Below are 20488 nucleotides of genomic sequence, written 5' to 3'. Positions count from 1 at the left end.
CACGTCTGCCGGGTGATTACATCAGAAGCGCTTCGTGGATCGGATGATCCGGGCCATAGCGATCATTAAGCAGTTTGATCAATTCACGCGAAAAGCCCTTGCCGGCATCAAGCAGGGATCGCAATTCCGTATCATTGCGATCATGCGGACCAACGCCATCAAGGCGCGCACGCACTTCCGGATCGGAAAGTTCGCGCAGGAAACGGTCATAAAGTTCCAGCGCCGGCAGGCTTTTCTCGCCAAACACGGTTTGCAGGCGCGTTATGGGTGGCAGCTGTAAAAGTTCGGACAGTTTTTCGCGTTTGCCGGCATAATCCCGGCCTGCGGTTTCGGCTGCTGCGATAATGCCGCCGAAATAAAGCATCTTGCGCGAGAAAACCAGTTTCAGCCGCCGGGGTGCCCAGGCCTTGCTGGCATCGCCTTCGCGGGTCTTGATTTCAAAATCGACGCTGATGGTGCGGTAATAGCGGATCACGTCATTGACCAGAAAACGCGCAATGGAATCACGTGTTACCGAGCTTGTGACGTAATTGGCGATCAGGTCGTCAAAGAATTTGCGCTTGCCCGCCTCGTTATACAGCCACTCACATTCGAGCAGGAACAACAGCCGACGCGTGGTAATCGAGTTGGTATCGCCATCAAGCCCGATGCGATTTACCAGTTCCTCGGCGGTGATATAGGACGAAAACGGGCCGTTTACCGCCGGTTTTTTGGTGACCATCTTGCCAAGGATATCGGCGACCTGTTGGTGCGGCGCCTGACTGCGTTCGGCTTCGCGGCCAATGATGAAGTAATCCAGATCGGATTGATCGGATGCTTCATGCCGCCCATAGGACCCGGTTACCACCACGCAAAATGTATCGCCCGAAAGGCTCTTACCCAATGCGTCACGCATCTCGGCCAGACGGGTGGCCGAGTAGTGCTGATTGGTTGCGATGGTTTGCGGTAACAAGATCGGGACAGCCTCTTGGTGCGACTCGTTGATATCCGAGTATCTGCCTAATGGTTAAAGATTAAAACCACGTTTAACTGATATGGCGCTGTCCAATTAAGCTGATTGACAGTTTTATGGGCGCGGCAGATATTTTTCGCGCCTGTTCAATATCTTGAACGTTCTGCGCTACCCTTGACCACGAAAGTTTTCCCATCATGGATATTTCCGATCTGCCGTTCGGTACAACCGACTGGTCTGCGATTGAACCGACCGAACATAGCGGTGAAACCGGCATGGCGACCTGGCGTACCCGCCAGTTTGGCCCGATCCGTGTGCGGATGGTGCAATATTCCGCCGGTTATCTGGCAGATCACTGGTGTTCCAAGGGGCACATTCTGCTGTGTCTTGAAGGCGAACTGGTGACCGAGCTTGAGGATGGCCGGACCTATGTCCTGAAACCGGGTATGAGCTATCAGGTGGCAGATAACGCAGAGGCCCATCGTTCCTCTACCGAAACCGGCGCGACCCTTTTTGTCGTTGATTAAATAGTCGCTGACTTAATCAAACAGGCTGGCGGCGGCGGCCTGCTGGGCCGGATCGGTCAGGCTGCCGACACGGCGCAGGAAGGAATGCTTTTCCTCGTAATAGCGTTTTGACAGATCGGCAAAGCAGCGGACTTCGACATCCTTGTTGATGTGAAATTCACGCCGCGGCACCTTGGCCTCGTGCAGGTCAAACGTGCTGGCTGAGGCGCTGAGCTGATGGTCGACAACATCGGCAACGCCATCAAGCTCGATCCGGTTTTTGAGACTATGCAGGAATTTTTTGAACGGCGGATGGCTGTTCAAGAACGCCTTTTCGGTCAGCAGGAAGTCATCGGCGGCAAAGTCCGGCGCATTCTTGACGACAAATTCGCGGCACAGATGGTCGGTGGCAAAGCACATCGGACCAAAGATGAAATTGCGATAGATGTCTTCTTTCAACTGCCAGAACTTATCGAGACGTTTCAGCGAATCTGCATCAAGTTTCACTGCCGCCTCAAGCAACAGGCGCGGGTGGCAATGCACATGGTTGGGATGCACATACGTCTTGGTGCGGCTAATGCCCTCCAACGTGTCGATATTCACCGGGCCGGAAAACAGCGCCGCGTGCGGGTGATCGGACTTTTTGGATAAAAGCGCGATCACTTCATCCGGATCGACCCCATGCTTGACCAGCAAATGATTGACCGACAGGTCCAGATCGACCTCGCCGGTGATGATCTGATTGGTCAATTGGTGATGGTTACGGTTAAAACGCCGGGCAAATTCCGGTTCCAGCGTGTGCGAAAACGGGCCATGGCCGATATCATGCAACAGGGCCGCGGCGCCGAGCAGATCGCAATCGGCATCTGACAACCCCATCAAACGGCAATAGCGTTGCGACAGCAATGCCACGCCAATCGTGTGGTCATAGCGGGAATGACGGATATTGGCCGGGCGTCCATTCGGGTGGAACAGATAATCAATGGCGCCGAGAAACGAGATTTCCCGCAACCGTTCAAAGGCGGGCGATGCGATCAGTTTCTTGTGCAATGGCCGGTCAAAGGCTGAGGCGATCTGGGCGCGTTTGAAATGGTAGTTATATTGCGGCACATCGCGAAACAGCAGTTCCCATTCGGCGATGTCATCGGCATTGAAATTGGTATCAAACAGATCGCCGATTTCGGGTGCCGGTTTTGCCGCCGCCTTGAGCATGGCAGAGTCCTTTTGTGGCGCGGCCTGCTTGGGCTCTGCGCGCTGGGCAAAAAGGTCTAGCTGCGGTTTTGGGCTCATTTTAGGAATGGTTGATGCGCTCAGTTGAGAATGTGTGTCCCGCAGACATAAACGGAATCACCGGCCATGTCATTGCGGTTTTTCCGCAGGATTTCGCCATGAAATATGCCACCAGACAAGCCTGTTGCCGTAATGATGTGAAACGGTGGTAAAAGCACGGCGTTTTCACCATAATAATAGCTCATAAACACAAACGGTTAACAACACGTGACACGGCGAGCATCCGAACAGGCACCCACACAGCTTTGCGCAGGTAAAAAGACAGTGGCGATCATGCGCAGACTGTCTGATTTGGCGCGCCCGGCCTTTTGGCGGGCGACGACTGCAATGGTTGCCACGTTTGGTCTGTCGGTAAGTGTCCAGGCCCAGGAAAAATTTCGCCTCAATACCGCGCCAAATGCAGGGGATGCCGCGACCAAAGCTCAGACCCAGCCCGACGGAATCGGCGCGACGATTTTCGGAAGCCTTGCCGGCCTAAGTGACCGCGACTGGCTGGTTGTTGGCCTGGCGGCTGTCGGTGGGGCGGCGATTGCCGGTTGGGTGGGGTGGCGCTTGTCACTTCGGATGCGTCGTCACCTTGAAGAAGTCGAAGATCACGAACATGAACTGGCGGGCGAGACAGAGCTTTTCACCCAGCTTTTGTTTGCCGGCCCTGACCCGGTTTACTATTGGAGCAGCCATGGCTTTGCCGAGGGGGCCAGTCCATCGCTCAAACGGGCCTTCCAGCTTGGTCAGGATGGCCGGTTTCCCGATCTGCTGGATTTGTTGCGCGATGAAGATGCCGCCGCACTCAAGGAACGGGTCCGCAACCTCAAGACCGGGCATGACCGGTTTGAATTGTGGATCACCACGGTCGATGAGCGCAAATTCCACGTCACCGGCATGGCCGCGCGCAAGGATCGATCATCGGATGTATTGGCGCATGGACTATGGTTCCGCGATGAAACCCGCCATTCGCGCGAACGCGAAAACCAGTTTGGCGATTTTCAGCTGCTCAAACACGAAGTATCGGGCCTGCGCCAGTTGCTTGATAGCCTGCCCTTCCCGGTCTGGCGCCGCGATAGCGAACTTCGCCTGATTGATTGCAACATCGCCTATGCCGATGCGGTCGAATATCAAACCATTGAGGATGCCCTGGCCGCACAGGCCGAAATTGGCGCGGGGGTGATTCCCGATCACGGGCGATCACTGGCGGCATCGGTTCAGCGCAATAATGAAAGCCTGACCCGCGATTTCCATGTTGTTATTCGTGGTGATCGCAAATTGCTGCGCATCACCGAAATGCCGGGCGGGGCGGAGAACGAGCCTGATGGCCTGATCGGCTTTGCGATTGATTGTACGCCGGTCGAAGAACTTCAGTCCGATCTGTCGCGCCATATTCGCGCCCATGCCGAGGTGCTTGAAAACCTTGGCACTGCGATTGCGGTGTATGGCGGTGACAAGGGGCTGATCTTCTTTAACACCGCGTTTACCAAGCTTTGGGATCTGGATGACGAATGGCTCTGGACCGAGCCGACCCATGATGATGTTTTGCGCCGTCTGCGCGATGAACGCAAGCTGCCCGAAGTCACCGATTTCGCCCAGTTCCGCCATACCGAAAACCAGCGCTTTACCGATCTTCTCAAACCTGAAGAAGACCTGATGCATTTGCCAAACGGCATGACGTTGCGTCGCTTCACCTCGCCCCATCCGTTTGGCGGGCTGATGTTTGTTTATGAGGATGTGACTGACAAGCTGGTTCTGGAAAGTTCCTATAACACCCTGATCGCGGTTCAGCGCGAAACGCTTGAAAGCCTGCATGAGGCCGTCGGCGTGATCAGCGGCGATGGGCGCTTGCGGCTTTATAACCATGGCTTTGCCGATCTTTGGGGCCTTGAAAGCACCTTCCTTGATGTCGCACCGCATCTGGGCGATGTGGTCGAGAAATCCAAGGACTATTGGCGCGAACGCGACGATTGGGAAAAATTCAAAAACCGCATGGTCGCGCGCATCACCAACCACGAACCGATGAATGGCCGCTTGGAACGTGCGGATAATTCGATTGTTGATTTTGCCATTGTGCCGCTGCCCGACGGGGCGGTGATGATGTCCTATATCGATGTGACGGATACCATCCGGGTCGAACGTGCGCTGCGTGAACGTAACGAGGCACTGCGCACCGCCGATCAGATGAAGTCCGACTTCATTTCCACCGTGTCGCGCGAACTGACCAAGCCCTTGGATCACATCAATGGTGAATCTGATCGATTGATCCCGCATCTGACCGGCAATGTGGCGCGGTCGGTTGAAACCATCCGGACCGAGGCGCAAAGCATGCTAGCACTTGTCGATGACATGCGCGATCTGGCAACCCTTGGGTCGGGGCAGGTGGCCCTTGAGCTTGATACCGTCGATCCACGACGTTTGCTGCGCTCCCTCGAAGCCCTGACACGGGCACGCTTGGCGGAACTTAATGTGTCGCTGCGTCTTTATTGTTCGCGCCAGATCGGCTGGATGGTGGCCGATGAACGCCGCCTGAAACAGGCCTTGTTCATTCTGGTGACCAATGTGCTGCGCACAGCACCCGAAGGCAGCGAGGTTTCCGTGGTGGCAAAGCGTAGTGGCGAGGATATCGAAATTTCGATCTCGCTTTCGGACGAAGCGCCGCAACCGATGCTGTTTGAAGGACTGCGCGATGGCGAGTCCCCATCGGCCCGCCGTGCGCTTGGCATGGCGATGGTGCGCGCCGTGGTCGAAATCCATGGCGGACGTGTGAAGATCAGCCGCGATGGCCGCAAGATCGCCTGTATCCTGCCCGCGGGCGAGGAAAGCGATCTGGGCTAGGTCCAATCCTGCCCGAATATGAAAAAGGCGCCATCTGGCGCCTTTTGCTTTGCCTGTTTGCAGACAGTTGATCAGACCGTAAACGGTACGTCCTTGCCGGCAACAAAGGCATCGATGTTATCAAGTGCGCGGAAGCCCATGGCATTGCGGGTTTCAACCGTGGCTGATCCCAGATGCGGCAGCAGGAATGTGTTGGCAAGGTCGCGATAGGCCGGTTCGATATTCGGCTCGCCAGCAAAAACATCGAGGCCCGCCGCAGTCAGTTTGCCTGATTTCAGCGCCGCGATCAGATCCTGGTCATTGACGACATCGCCGCGCGCGGTGTTCACGATGATCGCGCCATCGGGCAGTTTGGCAATGAAATCTGAATTGACCATGCCGCGCGTTTCGGGTGTTGACGGGCAATGTAGCGACAGGAAATCACAATGGGGCAGAAGGCCATCGATGCTGTCGTGATAGGTCGCCCCCAGTTCCTGATCGGCAGGCAATTGGCGGCGGTTGTAATAGTGGATATCCATATCAAAGCCGCGTGCGCGTTTGGCCACCGCCTGACCGATCCTTCCCATGCCAACGATGCCCAGTTTCTTGCCAGTCACCTGCGTCCCCATCAAATGGGTCGGACGCCAGCTTGACCAGGTGGCGTTGCGGACTTCTGCCTCCCCTTCGCTGGCGCGGCGCGCAGCCCCAAGGATCAGAAGCCAGGCAATATCAGCGGTGGCATCGGTCAGAACACCCGGTGTGTTGCCGATAATGACACCCTTATTCCTGGCGGCGGCCAGATCGATATGATCGGTCCCGACCGAGAAGGTGGCGATGATTTTCACACTGTCGGAAAGATGATCGAAAAATTCGGCATCAATCGGATCACCCACCGAAACAAGGGCGGCATCGGCACCATGACACAGCGCCAGGATTTCGGCCCGGGTCAGGGGATCGTCATCTTCCTGGGTGCGGATGTCATAACTTTCGGCCGCACGTTTGGCGACGGCATCGGGCAATCGGCGGGTGACGGCAAGAACAGGTTTCATGATGGGTTTCTCCCTGAAGCGATTTTGTTTTTAAGATTTGTATAGCTTTAGAATAGCTGGCCGACGGCCAGACGGATACCGATTGATGTGATCACGAGTGACAGCAGGAAATCGGCCAGAACAATCGTACTGGCGGTCGGGATCGAAACCGACAAGGTCAGTTTGGTGATATAGACGCCATACACCAGTGTCGCGATCACCGCGATAAAGACAAAGCCACCAGCACCCAGCGACGGAAACAAAACACCCAGCATCAAGGCCGCCAGATACAGCCCCATCTGAAGCACGCTTGCCCAGTTATAGACCGTGATAAACGCGATATAGCGTTCGGCGCGCCCGATCATCGGAATGACATGGAACATGATCAGCGGGAAGGCGACCCATTTGATCGCATAGGCAATGACTTCGACCAGCATATAACGGAGCGCCGGGAAGTCTTCGGGGGCGTCAAAAATATCGTTCCAGCGCAGGAATGCAAAGGCGGGAAAGACGATGATGGCCGCCAGGAACGAACGCCAGAATCCCTCAATCGAAAAGTTAAAAAATCCAAGGCCTTGGCTGTCACCGCGCGCAAGACGCCATGTGCCGTAAAGGGCGTTCAGGGTTTCGGAAGAGGTACTCATCTGGGGCTTGTTTCCGGGCTGTGGGGCAAAGCAGACATGAATGTGTCTAGCAGTCTGTGCGCAACAGTCCAACAGCTTATCCCCGAACGCCCGTCCTTCACAAGGTGGGGTTGCCAAACGTCTTTTTCTTGCACGGGTCATCGGGCCCTTGAGACGGCAAAACGAGGTGGCGGGATCAGGATGACGGACAATACGGACGAAGAATATGCGTTGCGCTTGTCCTATCTTGAAAAAACCGACCCCAACTCGTTGGCGGTTGCGCGTCTGTATCTTGAAATGGCCAGCAACCACAGGCCCGATCAGCGTGAAGCAGCATTGATCCTGTTTGATGCCGCTGATGCAATTTTCGCGCTGCATTTGCCGACTGCCCGTGATGCGGCGGTGGCGGGCCTGGCACTTAGCCTCAATAACCGCGCTGCGCTTGAGATTGAGGCCGGTGAATGGGACTGGGCGGTGGATGCCGCCTGTCAGGCCGTCGAACTGCGTCAGGATCGCTTGCGCAATTGCGTCGGGCGCAAGGATGACAAGGAACGTCTTGATCTGGGGTACTCGCTGGCCGCCCTTGTTCTGGCGTTGCAAGGAGCGGGGAAGCTTGATCTGGCGCGCGATGCGGCATGCGATGCGGTCGAAGTGCTGGGCGCCTTTGCCGGGATGCGCAATCAGGATGCGTTTGTCCTTCTGACCAAGCTGATCTGTATCTATGCCGATCTGTGCAACCGGACGGGTCAGTTGCCCGATGCCAATGTTTTGTTGCCGCTGGCCAAGGCATTTTACTCTGCGCGCGGCAAGTCCTGAGCAATGAAAAACGGCCACAAGGAAGTTTCCCCTGTGGCCGTTCCAATTCATGGATTGATTGATCAGCGGGTGCTTGCCACCGACCAGGTCAATGTCACTTCACCATTTGCCGGAACGTCGATGTCCCAGCTGATCTGGCCGGGTTGGTCGCGTTCGTGCTTGTGGCTTTCGGCCGTCACTTTCCAATCCGTTGGCAGGTCTTCACGGACGGTGACGGTTTCGACACGGTCACTGGTATTGCGGATGGTCCATTTCAGATCGGCCTTGATCGCGTCTGGCAGGTTCGGACGTGCCTTGCGGTCAAACGAGATAACATTACGTGTGCCGTTAAGGTCGCTGGCCTTGCCCAGACGCAGGGTCGCATCACGGCCAACCGGGGTCAGCGAAATCATGTCTTCGGACAGATAGCCGGTATCGCCTGCCGGGGTTTGGGCATAGATGCGCACAATGCCATCCGGCCACGGGCTTTTGGCGTCTTTGCCGCCTTCGTTGGTGATGTCGATTTCAAGATCCGGGCGGACGAAGTCGTTGGTGTCATTTTGCGCCATGTTATAGACGCTGCTTGATGCCTGGAAGATCGCGTGGCGTTTGACCGGCAGGACCTGTGGGTCGAGCAACGGCAAGATCACTGTGTCGCCATCCTGCATCGACAGGCCGTCAAACGGGCCATAAACATGCAGGTTTTCAAAGCTTGCCCGGTCCGGTGCGCCAGCAGAAGGTGCGGCGCCATCGGCCATGGCCGACATCATCATTTCGGTGCGTGCGGCCTTGGCCATCGGGGGCTGTTGCACCCGGTTGGGGTCACCGGCGACCAGACGCAGGGACGCATTGTCATAATCGCTGCCCGATCCGTTCATGACCTTTGCAATCGCGGTCAGTTTCAGGCTGTTTTCCGCGCGGTCGTAATAGGCGGTATAGGACGTGTTCCAACCGATCCCGCCCAGAAGATAGGCCATCGATACGTGATCAAGCGCGGTACCGGTCGCGATATCCGCATCAAGGGTCGGGCTGGTGGTAAAGCCATCGGGCAGTTCGGAAACAATCACCTGATCAAGCGGCACCTGTTCCAGACCAGCATCGGTTTCAATCAGGGCAACATGGCTTATCGCGACAAGGGTGCCTTCAATCAGGTCGTCGTCCCGGCGAATGGTGACGGTCTTGCCGATCTGATCGCGGACAAGGTCGTCGATGGCGTTTGATCCATTGCTGCGATTGCGCAAGGACGTCCAGACAAGATCGGCATCCTTGGCAGTGCCCAGCAGGAAGGAGTCATTCATGATGGTCTGGGGCAGGCCATCAATGCGAAGCGTGCTTTGGCCTGCGGGAATGGCTGCATCGCGTTTTTCCGTAATCAGCGACAGGTTACCGGGATAAACCGTCAGCTGCAGGCTGGTGCGGTTGTCGGCGGATAGTCCGACGGACGGGCTTTGCGCGCGGGCAGGCTCGGCATCCGGTCCGAAAAATACCGCTGATCCCAACAAGGCGGCGAGTGCAAAACGATTGCGTAATGCTGCTGTCATTCCCGATCCCTTTTGTCATGATGAAGTGGGGCTATGCAATTTGCTCTGATTGCCACCTTTGCGTGAAAAGATGGCAGGATCAAGGACATGCAGGGATAATTTCAGGCAAAACGCATAAACACGTTGCGCCAACGCATAAACACGTTGCGCCAACGCATACAAACGTTGGCCGGCGCAATTCGATGCGCAGCAAAAGGTCAGAATCCGAAGATGGGGCTTATGCTTAGCTCAGAACGTGGTGGAAGGAATATCCGCCGACCTCGGGCAGGTGATGCTGATAGGCAGCCTGACGGGCGGTATCAATGATGATCGGCGCGCGCAGATTGACCGACATGCTCACGGGGCCATCATCGGGTTTGTGCAGGGTCACAATCAGCAACACCGCGCCATCTTCCTTTTTGATGCCGTGAATGCCAAAGCCCTGTTCAAGGTGTTCGGGCCGGATCGTATCGCTTTCAAGGTTATAGGGTGCCACGATAAAGGCCAGTTCCGGTTCGGTCAGGCATTGCATCAAAAGAAATGCATTACCGCTTTCACCCGGGAAGCTCGCCAGCGCAAAGACGTTATGATCAGGAAAGCCCTTAAGCCCGGCCGGGAAGTAAATGGCCTTGTCCCAGGCGAATTCGCGTTCGCCAAACAGGGTGGTCAGTTTTACGGCGGACGGGACGGGCCCCTTGGCCGTCGGGTTCGCGCCTTTTTCGGTCGCCATCGCGTCCTCCTGCTGATCCGTTTTCATGCTGCACCAGAAATATCAAAGCACTTTGGATTGGTTTGCCGGATATTCAAGGGCTTGGCAGACCGAAAGACATTCTATTAGCAGTTTATTTAGCAGCCGTTAAAGCGGACCCCGACAGGTTCACTAAACCCTTTGACCTGAATTGTTTGCGTTTGTGCATAACGGGCAAGAAGGATCGGGCCTGCGACCGAGGCCTCTTTACGCAGGCGGTTGGCGAATTGTTCGCTCATGACCGTATCGCTGCCAAGTTCGCGGGTGGCCTTTTCAAGGCGCGCGGCAAGGTTGACCGTCGCCCCGATGACGGCGGGTGTCACCGCCTCACGCTGGCCGATATCACCGACAACGGCCGGGCCGAAATTAAGTCCAACCCCGATTTCAAGCGGTTCTCCGCCATTTGCCGGGGCCCGGGCCTGCCATTCGGCGACCTGGGCGATGATCGCCTGGGCGGCACAAAATGCATTGGCCGCCGGGTTTTCAAGATCGTCGAAGGCCGCGAAACTCGCCATCACCGCATCACCGATATATTTTTCAACAATGCCGCCATAGGCACCGATTTGCGACGTTGCGATGTGATGGAACTGGTTGAGGAACCGCATGACTTCCTGCGGATCGCGCTTTTCGGCAAAGCGTGAAAAGCCGATAACATCGGCAAACAGAATAACGCATTCGCGGCGTTCACCCACACGGATCGGCTCATCACGATCGGCCAACTGATCGGCAAGGGCGGTCGGGAAATATCGTGCCAGGTTGCCATGGGCGCGTTCGGACGCAGCCGACTGGTTGATCAGAACCCGCAAACGCGAAACCATCACCGCACAGGCCAACGTAAAGACGATGACAATGATCACCTGTTCGGCAAGGGCCGAGATATCGACAAATTCCGGCAGGTTATAGGTATCGATGATTTCTTGCTGGCTGGGGTTCCATTCATCGCCGAAATGCTGCGAAACGATCACGCCGGGCCGGGTCATCAGCCACCAGATCGCCCCGCACCATGACGCAAACAGCCAGAAACCGAACCACAGGATCAGGCGCGGCGAAAAGGTCATGATGATGATTGCCATCATGATCATCGAAAAGACCACGCCACGGTCACGTACGACAAATCCATAAAGCCATGCCGGATGATCCAGCAACGGATTAAGCGGATCGGGCACAACCGAGACATAAACAATCAGAACCGCATCAATCACGGCCAGAAGATAGATCATCCAGTATGATCTGCCGCCGCGAAAGGCGACGAAAAGCTGAACAAACACGCCGGGAATGAACCAGCCGAGAACCTCAAGCAATGTGTAAAGCTTGCCGGTTGGCGAATCAGGTTTGCTAAACAAAAGCAGGATGAACGCCAGAAGGCAGATGCGTAAGAAGGCAACAAGGATCAGCCCGCGCTTTTCTTCGCGGGCGACAAGGCGTTCAAAAATTGACTCGGAAGGCTCAGTTTTTGACGGCATCAGCAAGAAGTTGTTTCAGCCCTTCGCTGTCCTTGACGACCAGTCGACCATCACGGCGCGTGATCATCCCCTGTTTTTCAAGTTCGCGCAGCTTCTTGTTCACCGCTTCACGGGTCACACCCAGCATCAGGCCCAATTCCTGCTGCGACAACGGAAGGGCAATGCGAATGCCTTCCGGGTCCGGGCCGCCATGACGTTCGGCCAGCCACAGGATGCGCTTGATCAGACGCGCGGTCAGATCAAGGAAGTTGGCATCTTCAAGCAGGTCACTGACCCAACGCAGGCGACGGCACAAAAGGGCGGTGATGTGACGGCGCAATGGGGCTTCGCGGTCAAAGATTTCAAAGAAGTCATCGCGCGAAATGAAAAGTGTCCGGGTCGGGCCAACCGCCCGTGCGGTCGCTGTGCGCGGTTCGCCATCCAGCAATGCGATTTCGCCAAATACCGCACCGGGGGCCAGAACGTTAAGCACGATTTCCTTGCCGGTTTCCGAAACCGATGAAATGCGAACCTTGCCGGCCTCAACCGCATAAAGCCCGTCTGCCGGTGCACCCTTTTCAAACAGCAACTGACCATCGTCGAACCGGCGCACAGTCGCCTGGTTTGACAGCTGCTCCAACAGTTCGGGGTCCAGATCCTCAAACAGGAAGCTGCCTGCCAGAATGCGCGAAGCAATCTTCGCAAGTTGCGGTGATTTTGGGCCGGTTACACTGTTCACGGGGTTCACTTTGAAAATGGTTTCGTTTCAGCGGGCGAATCGCAGAATTCGAATGCCAAAGTAGCACAAATATCCTGCTTTACAGCAAGCTGTTTTGCAATTGGCATCTGGCCATTGCATCTGTTGCCAAGTCACTGGAATGCTTGTGATGCGGCAAGGTTTTTTGATGTCACTGGTTTGAAATTCAGACAGCCCTCCCCCAAGCTTATAGATGTTAAAGCATCGCTTTTTGGCAGGAATTTGACGGGGAGATCGGGACTGGCCGCAGAAAATGGTAACGATCCGAATGGGTCCGAAGGCCTTATTTTACGCGGCTTACAGGTAAAATATAGAACATTTGACAAAATCTCCTATGTTTTTTAAATTATCCTAATTCCGAACAGGGGCCGCCCAAGAACAAGAGTGTCAAAAGCAACCACGGTCCGCGGATGTCGTTTTATATCGGGAGGAAGAAATGAAGATGATTTCCAAAGGTGCCTTGTTTGGCGCCGCTTCAATGGTCGCCGCGTCATTTGGTTTTAATGCGCAGGCAGCCGATGTGACCCTGAACTTTGCCCATGTTGACCCGGCAGAGTGGACCACCTCGAAAAAAGGTGCAGCGTCACAGGTCTTTAAAAACATTGTCGAAGCAGAATCGGCTGGCCGTATTGAGGTCGCTCTGTTCCCGGCCGGTGCGCTGGGCGGTGAAACCGATCTGCTGCAGAATACCCAGGACGGTACGCTTGCCATGTCGATGGTATCGGGTCCGTTCTCCAAGGTCTGCCCTGAGGCAGCCGTTCTTGATATCCCTTATGTTTTCCCGAATGCCAACGTTGCCTGGAACGTTCTGGATGGTGATTTCGGCAAGGAACTTGCCGCGCACTGCCTGGAAAAAACCGGTCTGCGCACGCTGGCCTACGGTGAAACCGGTTTCCGTAACTTCACCAACTCCCAGCGCGCAATTGCCGAGCCGAAAGACATGGAAGGCTTGAAAATTCGCGTCATGACTGTTCCGCTGTTCGTGGAAATGGTCAAGGCACTTGGTGGCGAGCCGACCCCGATTCCGTGGCCGGAAGTTCCGACCGCACTGACCACCGGCACGGTCGACGGTCAGGAAAACCCGATCAGCGTGATCTATGCCAACAAGTTCTATGAAATGCAGAAATACCTGACGCTTGACCGTCACGTGTATGGCACCGACTTCATCGTGATCAACGAAGCGATCTATCAGAACCTTTCTGATGCTGATCAGGCACTTCTGCGTCGCGCCGCCGGTGTTGCATCGAACGTTGGCCGTGCGGTTCAGCAGTTCAACTCTGCCGAAGGCGTTGCCAAACTGGCAGAGGAAGGCATGGAAGTAACCACGCCGACCGCCGAACAGCTCAAGATGTTCCGTGATGCCGCTCAGCCGGCAGTCATCGAATGGCTTTCGGGCGAGATCGATGCTGCATGGATCGAAAAACTGCAAACTGCCGTTTCCGAAGCAGAAGCTTCAATGTAATCGGTGTTTGGCGGGTCGGGTGCTCCTCCTTGCACCTGACCTGCCCTTTTTCCCGCCACCGTGCTTATAAAAGCATAATAATTTTCAGAGCGATCCGGGGGAACCCATGCAACGCACCGAGAATGCTTACAAGCGTTTGCTCGCCGGACTTTCGGGATTAAGTATCCTAATTGTTTTTGGTGTCGTTTTTGCCGGCAGTGTCAGCCGATATCTGTTTTCTTCCCCGCTGCAATGGAGCGAAGAAATCGCGAAATACGCGATGATCTATGGCTGCATGTTCGGTGTGGCCTATGCCTATCTGCAGGGTACCCAGATCACTTTCAGCATTGTTGTTGATACCATTCCCGCACGCATCCGCCGCAAGCTTGCAATCATTGTTGATGCCGCGACGCTGGTGCTGGGCGGTATCCTTGCCTATGCAGGTTACGTGTTTGCCGCCAAGCGGGGCGGTATTGTTGCCTCGGGCATTGGCATTCAGATGTATTGGGCGCAAATCGCCATCACCGTTGGTGGTGTTTGTCTGGTGATTGCCGCCATTTTGCGCCTTGCATCTTGTCTCAATAAGAATTCCACCGGGGGTGAAGCATGATTACAGGCGTCACCCTTCTGGCACTGCTTGCGATCGGTGCACCGGTTGCCTTTGCGATCGCGCTTGGCATTGTCGCCTATATCAGTACCGGCACATTCGGCATTGATCTTCTGCCGCAACGTATTTTTGCCGGGATGGACAGCTTTACCATTCTTGCCATTCCGCTGTTTGTTCTGGCCGGCGAGTTGATGAATGCCAGTGGCATTACATCGCGTGTGATCAATCTGGCCAATGCGCTTGTTGGCCACGCCAAGGCCGGTCTGGCCCAGGTCAATATCTGGTCCTCGGTGATCTTTGCCGGTCTTTCGGGGTCTGCGGTTGCCGATACATCCGCGATTGGCCGCATCTTTATTCCGTCGATGGAAAAGGAAGGCTATCCGCGTGATTTTGCCGCCGCGCTGACGGCTGCATCATCGGTCATTGGCCCGATCATTCCGCCCAGCATTCCGGTCATTATCTATGCGCTGATTACCACCAATGTGTCGGTGCCGGCCTTGTTCCTTGCCGGGATTGTGCCCGGTGTTTTGCTGGCGATTGCGCTGTCGGTTTATGTGCGTTTCTTTGTCAAAAACCACGCCAAGCCGCGCGAACGCATGAATATGGGCGAGAAGCTCAAGGCGATCTGGAACGGCCTTATTCCGCTGTTCATGCCGGTCTTTGTCATCGGCTCGATCCTGGCCGGCATCGTTACTCCGACCGAGGCCGCAAGCTTTGCAGTGTTCTATGCGCTGGTTGTTGGCCTGTTCGTGTTCCGGGAACTGAAACCGGGTGATCTGCCGGCAATTTTCGCAGGTGCGATGCGCGATTCATCAAGCATCCTGATCATCATGGCAACGGTGGCGGCGGCAAACTGGTTCATGACCTTTGCCGGCATTCCGCAAACCGTCAGCAAGTTCGTTCTGGGTTACGTCGATAGCCCGGTCACCTTCCTGATCCTGATCAACCTGATGCTTTTGGCGGTTGGTCTGGTGCTTGAAGGCATTGCTGCGATGCTGGTGCTGGTGCCCATCCTGCATCCGATCGCGATCAGCCTTGGCATTGATCCGACCCATTTCGGAATCATCGTGATCTTTAACCTGATGATCGGCCTGATTACGCCGCCGATGGGATTGTGCCTGTTTGTTGCGGATGCGATTGCGGGCGTCGGCATGGCCCGAATGATCCGCGCCATCATGCCGTTCTTTATCGTTGAACTGGCGGTGTTGCTGATCATCACCTTTGTTCCGGGCATTGTTACGTTCCTGCCCGATCTGTTTGGATTTTAGGATACCTGTCCATGTTGAAACTCGGTCTTATTGGTAAAGGCATTTCGCGGAGCCAGTCGGCACGACTGCACGTATTGCTGGGCCGTATGTGCGGTATGGATGTCACGTACGACTATCTCGACAGCGAGGTGATCAAGGATTTCGACCTGATCAAGCAACTGACCACGTGTGCGCAAACCGGCTATGCCGGGGTCAATGTGACCCATCCATACAAGACAAGTGCCCGCAAACTGATCACCCCGCGCAAACGCCTGCCCGAGGCACTCGGTTCGGTAAATACCGTTGTCTTCCGTGAAGATGGCTGGCGTGGTGATAACACCGACTTTGTCGGCTTCATGCGCGGCTATCGCGGCACGTTCGGTGACGCCAAACCGGGCACGGTCTTGCAGATGGGTGCCGGGGGTGTCGGCCTTGCCACGGCCTTTGGCCTGCGTGGACTTGGGGCGGACAAGATCCTGATCCATGACAAGGATGCGGCACGCGGTGAGGAACTGGTGGCAACAATGGTTGCGGCCGATGCCAATGCGGTCTTTGTTGCTGAGGATGACCTTTCTGATGCGGTGAGAACGGCTGATGGCCTGATCAATTGCACACCGGTTGGCATGAACCAGTATCCCGGTTGCCCGTTTGATACCGATCTGTTTGGCGGCCAGAAATGGGCATTCGATGCCGTCTATACCCCGGTTGAAACCGCTTTCCTGCGTGCAGCAGCGAAATCCGGGATCGAGGTCATGACCGGCTTTGAACTCTTCTTCTTTCAGGGTATTGAAGCATTTGAAGTTTTCAGCGGGGCAGACATTGATGCCGACGCTGCGAGGGACGAATACTTCAATGCCTATCCCGAGGCATTGACAGGCTAGGGGACGATCATGAGCACCAGCACAGTTGCCGAGACAGTCTATAACGAAATTCGCGATGACATTCTGTATGGCGAATTGCAGCCGGGCGTGAAGCTTAAGCTTGAAGCGCTCCGCGAACGTTATAGCGTCGGGGTCAACACGCTGCGCGAAGTGCTGAACCGGCTTGTGGCGTCGGGCTTTGTCTTTGTCGAAGGCCAGAAGGGTTTCCGTGTTGTTGAAACCTCACCGTCCAATTTCATGGAACTGACGGCGATGCGCTTGTTGCTTGAACGCGATGGTCTTGCGGCCTCGATTAAGCATGGTGATGTCGAATGGGAAGCCCGCGTGGCAGCGGCCCACCACAAGCTTGCTGCCGTTGAAAAACAGATGCTTGCCCAAGACAGCCGCGAACTGACCGTCCGCTGGAGCCAGTATGACCGCGAATTTCATCAGGCGCTGATTTCGGCCTGTGGATCAGACCTGCATATGCGTTTGCACCGCGAGATTTTCGATCAGTTCCGCCGCTATGTGGTGATCGAACTGAAAACCCATGGTTTCCGGGCACAGGAAATCATCGATGAGCATCGCGAAATCTTCGAACTGGCACTCGCACGGGATCTGGATGGCGCGATTGCCAAACTGACCGACCATATCGAAACCTACCGGCGTCGTTCACAGCATTGATCTGCGCGCAGGGCTCGTCCCGCGATTGCAGCATCCTTCTGTGAATGTCCCGGTGCCCCACACGCATCCCGGAGGGATAATATGCTGACCTCAATTGCCACAGTTTCACTGTCCGGCGATCTTCAGGAAAAACTCGATGCCATCGCCGCCGCCGGCTTTGACGGGGTCGAGATTTTTGAAAATGACCTTCTGTCCTTCGACGGATCGCCAGAAGATGTTGGCAAGACGATCCGCGATCTTGGCCTGAAGCTGGTCACCTTCCAGCCGTTCCGCGATTTCGAAGGCATGCCCGAGCCCCAACGTACCCGCGCGTTTGAACGGGCCGAACGCAAGTTTGACCTGATGGAAGAACTGGGGACGGATCTTTTGATGGTCTGTTCCAACGTATCCCCGCAATCATTGGGCGGGCTTGATCGCGCTGCCAAGGATCTGGCAGAGCTTGGCGATCGTGCCGCCAAACGTGGCCTGCGTGTCGCGTTCGAGGCCCTTTCATGGGGCAAGCATATCAGCGACTATCGCGATAGCTGGGAAGTGGTGCGTCGCGCCAATCACCCGAATGTTGGTTTGGTGCTTGATACCTTCCACATCATGGCGCGCAAGGTACCGCTCGATGCGATTTCGTCGATCCCGGGCGACAAGATCTTCCTTGTTCAGGTCGCGGATGCGCCAATCCTTGAAATGGATGCATTGTCATGGAGCCGCCATTTCCGCTGCTTCCCGGGGCAGGGGGACTTCCCGCTCGGTGAATTCATGCGCAACCTTGCGATGACCGGTTATGACGGCCCGCTTTCGCTTGAGATTTTCAACGATCAATTCCGATCCAGCTCGACCAAGAACGTTGCCAAGGATGGTTTGCGATCGCTGATTTATCTTGGGGATGGTATCGAAGGTGTTCAGGTTGGCAAAAATGGTACGGCCCTGCCGCCAAAGGCGCATGCCAAGGAAGTCGGCTTTGTCGAGTTCGCGGTTGAAGAAGAAAATGCTGAAAAGCTTGCGACCCTTTTTGCCGCCCTTGGATTTGAAAAACGCGGCAGCCACAAAACCAAGGCCGTAACCTGGTGGAAGCAGGGCGACATCAACCTTGTGATTAATTGCGACAAGGATGGCTTTGCGCATTCCTATAATATCGTGCATGGCCCGTCGGTCTGTGCTGTGGGGCTTAAGGTCAATGATGCCAAGGCGACCATGGATCGTGCGCAATCCTTGCTTGCCGCCCCATTTAGTCAGGCGGTTGGCAAAGGCGAAATTGAAATGCCCGCCATCCGTGGTGTGGGTGGCAGCCTTGTTTACTTCCTTGATGATCACAGCGAATTGTCGCGTATCTGGGATGTCGAATTTGAACCCGCCAAAACCGCCGAAGATGCCAAGGCAAAATTTCGGGCGGTCGACCATGTTTCATACTCGATGCAGTATGAGGAAATGCTGACCTGGCTTTTGTATTTCACCTCGATCTTTGATCTTGGCAAAATGCCAACCCTTGATATCCCGGATCCGGGCGGGCTTGTGCAAAGTCAGGTGGTACAAAGCGATGCGGTGCGTTTGATCCTCAATGGATCGCAAAGCCCGCACACCCAGCATTCCCAGTTCCTCAATGAATTCTTTGGCAGCGGTGTGCAGCATCTGGCGTTTTCAAGCGACGATATCTTTGCATCGGTTGATTATTGCATGGCACATGGGGTCGAAATTCTGCCGATCCCGGAAAACTATTATGACGACATCGAAGCACGTTTTGGCTTGGAACCGGAACTGCTTGATCGTTTGCGTGCACGCAATATTCTTTATGATCGCGATGATGAAGGCGAATATTATCAGGCCTATACGCGAACCTTTGCCAACCGATTCTTCTTTGAATTGGTCGAGCGTCGCGCGTATCGTGGCTTCGGGGCGGCCAATGCGCCAATCCGGCTTGCGTCACAGACACGGATGAACCGTCGTGGTGAGGCGGCGAAATAACCACACGGCCCCAAGCGGATAAAGGCGGGAACAAGGAAATGAGCGTGCAGGAAATTCTAGTCATCAACGGACCGAATCTGAACCTGCTGGGGCAGCGACAGCCAGAGATTTATGGCTATGACACGTTGGCCTCGATCGAGGAAAAGTGTGCTGTGCTCGCCAGGGAACTTGGCGTTTCGGTGCGGTTTGGCCAGTCCAACCATGAAGGTGCGATCATTGACATGATCCACGAGGCGCGCACGAAATCAGCCGCGATCGTGATCAATGCCGGGGCCTATACCCACACCTCGATCGCGATCCATGATGCGCTCAAGACCTTTGAGGGCTACATCATCGAGTTGCACATTTCCAACCCGCATGCCCGCGAAGAATTCCGCCATACCAGCTGGATCAGCTCAGTCGCCGATGCGGTGATGGCCGGTGCCGGTGCCTATGGCTATGAGCTGGCAACCCGCTTGGCAGCAGAGAAGATCAAGGCTGCATCTTAGGGCGGGATTATCCAATCCTTTGGCCGTGAAGTTCTTTAATTTCAGCTCAAAATGGTTTGAATAATCGCGACACAGGGTTTGCGAAGACATGAAGGGTGGCCAAGGCCGCCCTTTTTGCTAACTACGTGATTGCTGACTAGACCGAGCTTCTTGACCGCAAGGCTGCCGCCAATGTGCCGTCATCAAGATAATCAAGTTCACCGCCAACGGGTACGCCATGGGCAAGGCGGGTGACCTTGACCCCGGTTTCGATCAGCCGTTCGGTGATGTAGTGCGCGGTGGTCTGGCCATCGACGGTGGCGTTGGTCGCAAGGATAACTTCGGATACGCCATCGGCGCGCACGCGATTGACCAAGTGATCAATCTTGAGGTCATCCGGGCCAACGCCATCAAGCGGTGACAGGGTGCCACCCAGGACGTGATACCGCCCCTTGAAGGACGCCCCACGCTCAAGGGCCCAAAGATCCTGAACTTCCTCGACCACGCAAATAATATCCGTGCTGCGGTTCTGATCGGCACAGATATGGCAGGGATCGGTGACATCGATATTGCCGCAATTGGTGCAAGTCGTCATGACCTCGGCCGTGGCATGCAGCGCATCGGCCAGCGGGATCATAAGCGTCTCGGGTTTTTTGAGCATCTGCAAAACCGCACGCCGTGCCGAACGCGGCCCAAGGCCGGGCAGGCGCGAAAGCAGCTTGATCAGATTTTCAATTTCCCGTCCGGTCATGATGATCCCGTGTCT

General features: G+C 55.5%; 19 protein-coding genes. 10 read left to right on the top strand and 9 right to left on the bottom strand.

The features are described 5' to 3' along the window. Positions 1 to 16: 16 nt before the first annotated feature. On the bottom strand, positions 17 to 952 hold the full coding sequence (locus tag DY252_RS21640; protein WP_008889061.1) for a DUF294 nucleotidyltransferase-like domain-containing protein: 936 nt from the start codon (positions 950 to 952) through the stop codon (positions 17 to 19). A gap of 197 nt (positions 953 to 1149) precedes the next feature. On the opposite strand from DY252_RS21640, the gene DY252_RS21635 reads away from it, so the two are divergent. After that, complete coding sequence (locus DY252_RS21635) at positions 1150 to 1479, top strand: DHCW motif cupin fold protein (protein ID WP_064788153.1); 330 nt, start codon at positions 1150 to 1152, stop codon at positions 1477 to 1479. A gap of 12 nt (positions 1480 to 1491) precedes the next feature. Here the strand turns inward: DY252_RS21635 and DY252_RS21630 are convergent, their stop codons facing one another. Continuing rightward, entirely contained in the window at positions 1492 to 2748 is a 1257-nt protein-coding gene (locus DY252_RS21630) for an HD domain-containing protein (protein WP_231959664.1), read from the bottom strand. A gap of 273 nt (positions 2749 to 3021) precedes the next feature. Here DY252_RS21630 and DY252_RS21625 point away from each other — a divergent pair, with 273 nt between their 5' ends. Then, positions 3022 to 5571, top strand: coding sequence for a sensor histidine kinase (locus DY252_RS21625; RefSeq protein ID WP_064788344.1), 2550 nt, complete (start codon positions 3022 to 3024; stop codon positions 5569 to 5571). A 71-nt stretch (positions 5572 to 5642) separates the two neighbouring features. Here the strand turns inward: DY252_RS21625 and DY252_RS21620 are convergent, their stop codons facing one another. Together DY252_RS21620 and DY252_RS21615 are read right to left on the bottom strand one after the other, a co-directional pair. Next, positions 5643 to 6599: a 2-hydroxyacid dehydrogenase gene (locus DY252_RS21620; protein WP_064788154.1), complete on the bottom strand. Its 957-nt coding sequence runs from the start codon at positions 6597 to 6599 to the stop codon at positions 5643 to 5645. Positions 6600 to 6646: 47 nt separating this feature from the next. Continuing rightward, positions 6647 to 7222 carry a hypothetical protein gene (locus DY252_RS21615; RefSeq protein ID WP_064788155.1) on the bottom strand — a complete coding sequence of 192 codons (576 nt, stop codon included), beginning with the start codon at positions 7220 to 7222 and terminating at the stop codon, positions 6647 to 6649. 180 nt (positions 7223 to 7402) lie between these two features. Between DY252_RS21615 and DY252_RS21610 the strand changes: the two genes are divergently transcribed. Further along, entirely contained in the window at positions 7403 to 8017 is a 615-nt protein-coding gene (locus DY252_RS21610) for a hypothetical protein (RefSeq protein ID WP_064788156.1), read from the top strand. 62 nt (positions 8018 to 8079) lie between these two features. Here the strand turns inward: DY252_RS21610 and DY252_RS21605 are convergent, their stop codons facing one another. The 4 genes from DY252_RS21605 to DY252_RS21590 form a co-directional block, all read right to left on the bottom strand. Next, positions 8080 to 9537, bottom strand: a complete 1458-nt coding sequence (locus DY252_RS21605; protein WP_064788157.1) for a DUF4139 domain-containing protein — start codon at positions 9535 to 9537, stop codon at positions 8080 to 8082. Positions 9538 to 9760: 223 nt separating this feature from the next. Continuing rightward, on the bottom strand, positions 9761 to 10246 hold the full coding sequence (gene fliW, locus DY252_RS21600) for a flagellar assembly protein FliW (protein ID WP_008889070.1): 486 nt from the start codon (positions 10244 to 10246) through the stop codon (positions 9761 to 9763). A gap of 116 nt (positions 10247 to 10362) precedes the next feature. Continuing rightward, positions 10363 to 11727 (bottom strand): adenylate/guanylate cyclase domain-containing protein, encoded by a 1365-nt coding sequence (locus tag DY252_RS21595; protein ID WP_064788158.1) that lies wholly within the window; start codon positions 11725 to 11727, stop codon positions 10363 to 10365. Continuing rightward, on the bottom strand, positions 11711 to 12445 hold the full coding sequence (locus tag DY252_RS21590) for a Crp/Fnr family transcriptional regulator (protein ID WP_008889072.1): 735 nt from the start codon (positions 12443 to 12445) through the stop codon (positions 11711 to 11713). The genes DY252_RS21595 and DY252_RS21590 overlap by 17 nt, the downstream gene beginning before the upstream one ends. 454 nt (positions 12446 to 12899) lie before the next feature. Between DY252_RS21590 and DY252_RS21585 the strand changes: the two genes are divergently transcribed. The 7 genes from DY252_RS21585 (at position 12900) to aroQ (ending at position 19743) form a co-directional block, all read left to right on the top strand. Beyond that, complete coding sequence (locus DY252_RS21585) at positions 12900 to 13925, top strand: DctP family TRAP transporter solute-binding subunit (protein ID WP_064788159.1); 1026 nt, start codon at positions 12900 to 12902, stop codon at positions 13923 to 13925. A gap of 106 nt (positions 13926 to 14031) precedes the next feature. Then, positions 14032 to 14514 carry a TRAP transporter small permease gene (locus DY252_RS21580; protein WP_008889074.1) on the top strand — a complete coding sequence of 161 codons (483 nt, stop codon included), beginning with the start codon at positions 14032 to 14034 and terminating at the stop codon, positions 14512 to 14514. Then, complete coding sequence (locus DY252_RS21575; RefSeq protein ID WP_064788160.1) at positions 14511 to 15779, top strand: TRAP transporter large permease; 1269 nt, start codon at positions 14511 to 14513, stop codon at positions 15777 to 15779. The genes DY252_RS21580 and DY252_RS21575 overlap by 4 nt, the downstream gene beginning before the upstream one ends. Positions 15780 to 15790: 11 nt before the next feature. After that, on the top strand, positions 15791 to 16639 hold the full coding sequence (locus DY252_RS21570) for a shikimate dehydrogenase family protein (protein ID WP_064788161.1): 849 nt from the start codon (positions 15791 to 15793) through the stop codon (positions 16637 to 16639). Positions 16640 to 16648: 9 nt separating this feature from the next. Beyond that, the gene (locus DY252_RS21565; RefSeq protein ID WP_064788162.1) at positions 16649 to 17302 is read left to right on the top strand and encodes a GntR family transcriptional regulator; all 654 of its coding nucleotides are present in this window, start codon (positions 16649 to 16651) and stop codon (positions 17300 to 17302) included. A gap of 81 nt (positions 17303 to 17383) precedes the next feature. Beyond that, the gene (locus DY252_RS21560; protein ID WP_064788163.1) at positions 17384 to 19255 is read left to right on the top strand and encodes a bifunctional sugar phosphate isomerase/epimerase/4-hydroxyphenylpyruvate dioxygenase family protein; all 1872 of its coding nucleotides are present in this window, start codon (positions 17384 to 17386) and stop codon (positions 19253 to 19255) included. 38 nt (positions 19256 to 19293) lie between these two features. Next, positions 19294 to 19743 (top strand): type II 3-dehydroquinate dehydratase, encoded by a 450-nt coding sequence (aroQ, locus tag DY252_RS21555; protein WP_064788164.1) that lies wholly within the window; start codon positions 19294 to 19296, stop codon positions 19741 to 19743. Positions 19744 to 19879: 136 nt separating this feature from the next. Here the strand turns inward: aroQ and recR are convergent, their stop codons facing one another. Then, positions 19880 to 20473 (bottom strand): recombination mediator RecR, encoded by a 594-nt coding sequence (gene recR / locus DY252_RS21550; RefSeq protein WP_064788165.1) that lies wholly within the window; start codon positions 20471 to 20473, stop codon positions 19880 to 19882. Positions 20474 to 20488 lie beyond the last annotated feature (15 nt).

It is taken from the genome of Thalassospira indica (genome assembly GCF_003403095.1).
GTDB lineage: Bacteria > Pseudomonadota > Alphaproteobacteria > Rhodospirillales > Thalassospiraceae > Thalassospira > Thalassospira indica.
Note: the sequence above shows the minus strand (reverse complement) of the source record. Positions and strands in the feature narration are given on the sequence as shown.

Excerpts from the sequence above, each read along its gene's own strand:
- DY252_RS21560 (WP_064788163.1), top strand. The coding sequence starts at position 17,384 with ATGCTGACCTCAATTGCCACAGTTTCACTGTCCGGCGATCTTCAGGAA.
- fliW (WP_008889070.1), bottom strand. The coding sequence starts at position 10,246 with ATGGCGACCGAAAAAGGCGCGAACCCGACGGCCAAGGGGCCCGTCCCG.
- DY252_RS21605 (WP_064788157.1), bottom strand. The coding sequence starts at position 9,537 with ATGACAGCAGCATTACGCAATCGTTTTGCACTCGCCGCCTTGTTGGGA.
- DY252_RS21565 (WP_064788162.1), top strand. The coding sequence starts at position 16,649 with ATGAGCACCAGCACAGTTGCCGAGACAGTCTATAACGAAATTCGCGAT.
- DY252_RS21635 (WP_064788153.1), top strand. The coding sequence starts at position 1,150 with ATGGATATTTCCGATCTGCCGTTCGGTACAACCGACTGGTCTGCGATT.
- DY252_RS21630 (WP_231959664.1), bottom strand. The coding sequence starts at position 2,748 with ATGAGCCCAAAACCGCAGCTAGACCTTTTTGCCCAGCGCGCAGAGCCC.
- DY252_RS21570 (WP_064788161.1), top strand. The coding sequence starts at position 15,791 with ATGTTGAAACTCGGTCTTATTGGTAAAGGCATTTCGCGGAGCCAGTCG.
- DY252_RS21585 (WP_064788159.1), top strand. The coding sequence starts at position 12,900 with ATGAAGATGATTTCCAAAGGTGCCTTGTTTGGCGCCGCTTCAATGGTC.
- aroQ (WP_064788164.1), top strand. The coding sequence starts at position 19,294 with ATGAGCGTGCAGGAAATTCTAGTCATCAACGGACCGAATCTGAACCTG.
- recR (WP_064788165.1), bottom strand. The coding sequence starts at position 20,473 with ATGACCGGACGGGAAATTGAAAATCTGATCAAGCTGCTTTCGCGCCTG.
- DY252_RS21595 (WP_064788158.1), bottom strand. The coding sequence starts at position 11,727 with ATGCCGTCAAAAACTGAGCCTTCCGAGTCAATTTTTGAACGCCTTGTC.
- DY252_RS21575 (WP_064788160.1), top strand. The coding sequence starts at position 14,511 with ATGATTACAGGCGTCACCCTTCTGGCACTGCTTGCGATCGGTGCACCG.
- DY252_RS21580 (WP_008889074.1), top strand. The coding sequence starts at position 14,032 with ATGCAACGCACCGAGAATGCTTACAAGCGTTTGCTCGCCGGACTTTCG.
- DY252_RS21615 (WP_064788155.1), bottom strand. The coding sequence starts at position 7,222 with ATGAGTACCTCTTCCGAAACCCTGAACGCCCTTTACGGCACATGGCGT.
- DY252_RS21625 (WP_064788344.1), top strand. The coding sequence starts at position 3,022 with ATGCGCAGACTGTCTGATTTGGCGCGCCCGGCCTTTTGGCGGGCGACG.
- DY252_RS21610 (WP_064788156.1), top strand. The coding sequence starts at position 7,403 with ATGACGGACAATACGGACGAAGAATATGCGTTGCGCTTGTCCTATCTT.
- DY252_RS21620 (WP_064788154.1), bottom strand. The coding sequence starts at position 6,599 with ATGAAACCTGTTCTTGCCGTCACCCGCCGATTGCCCGATGCCGTCGCC.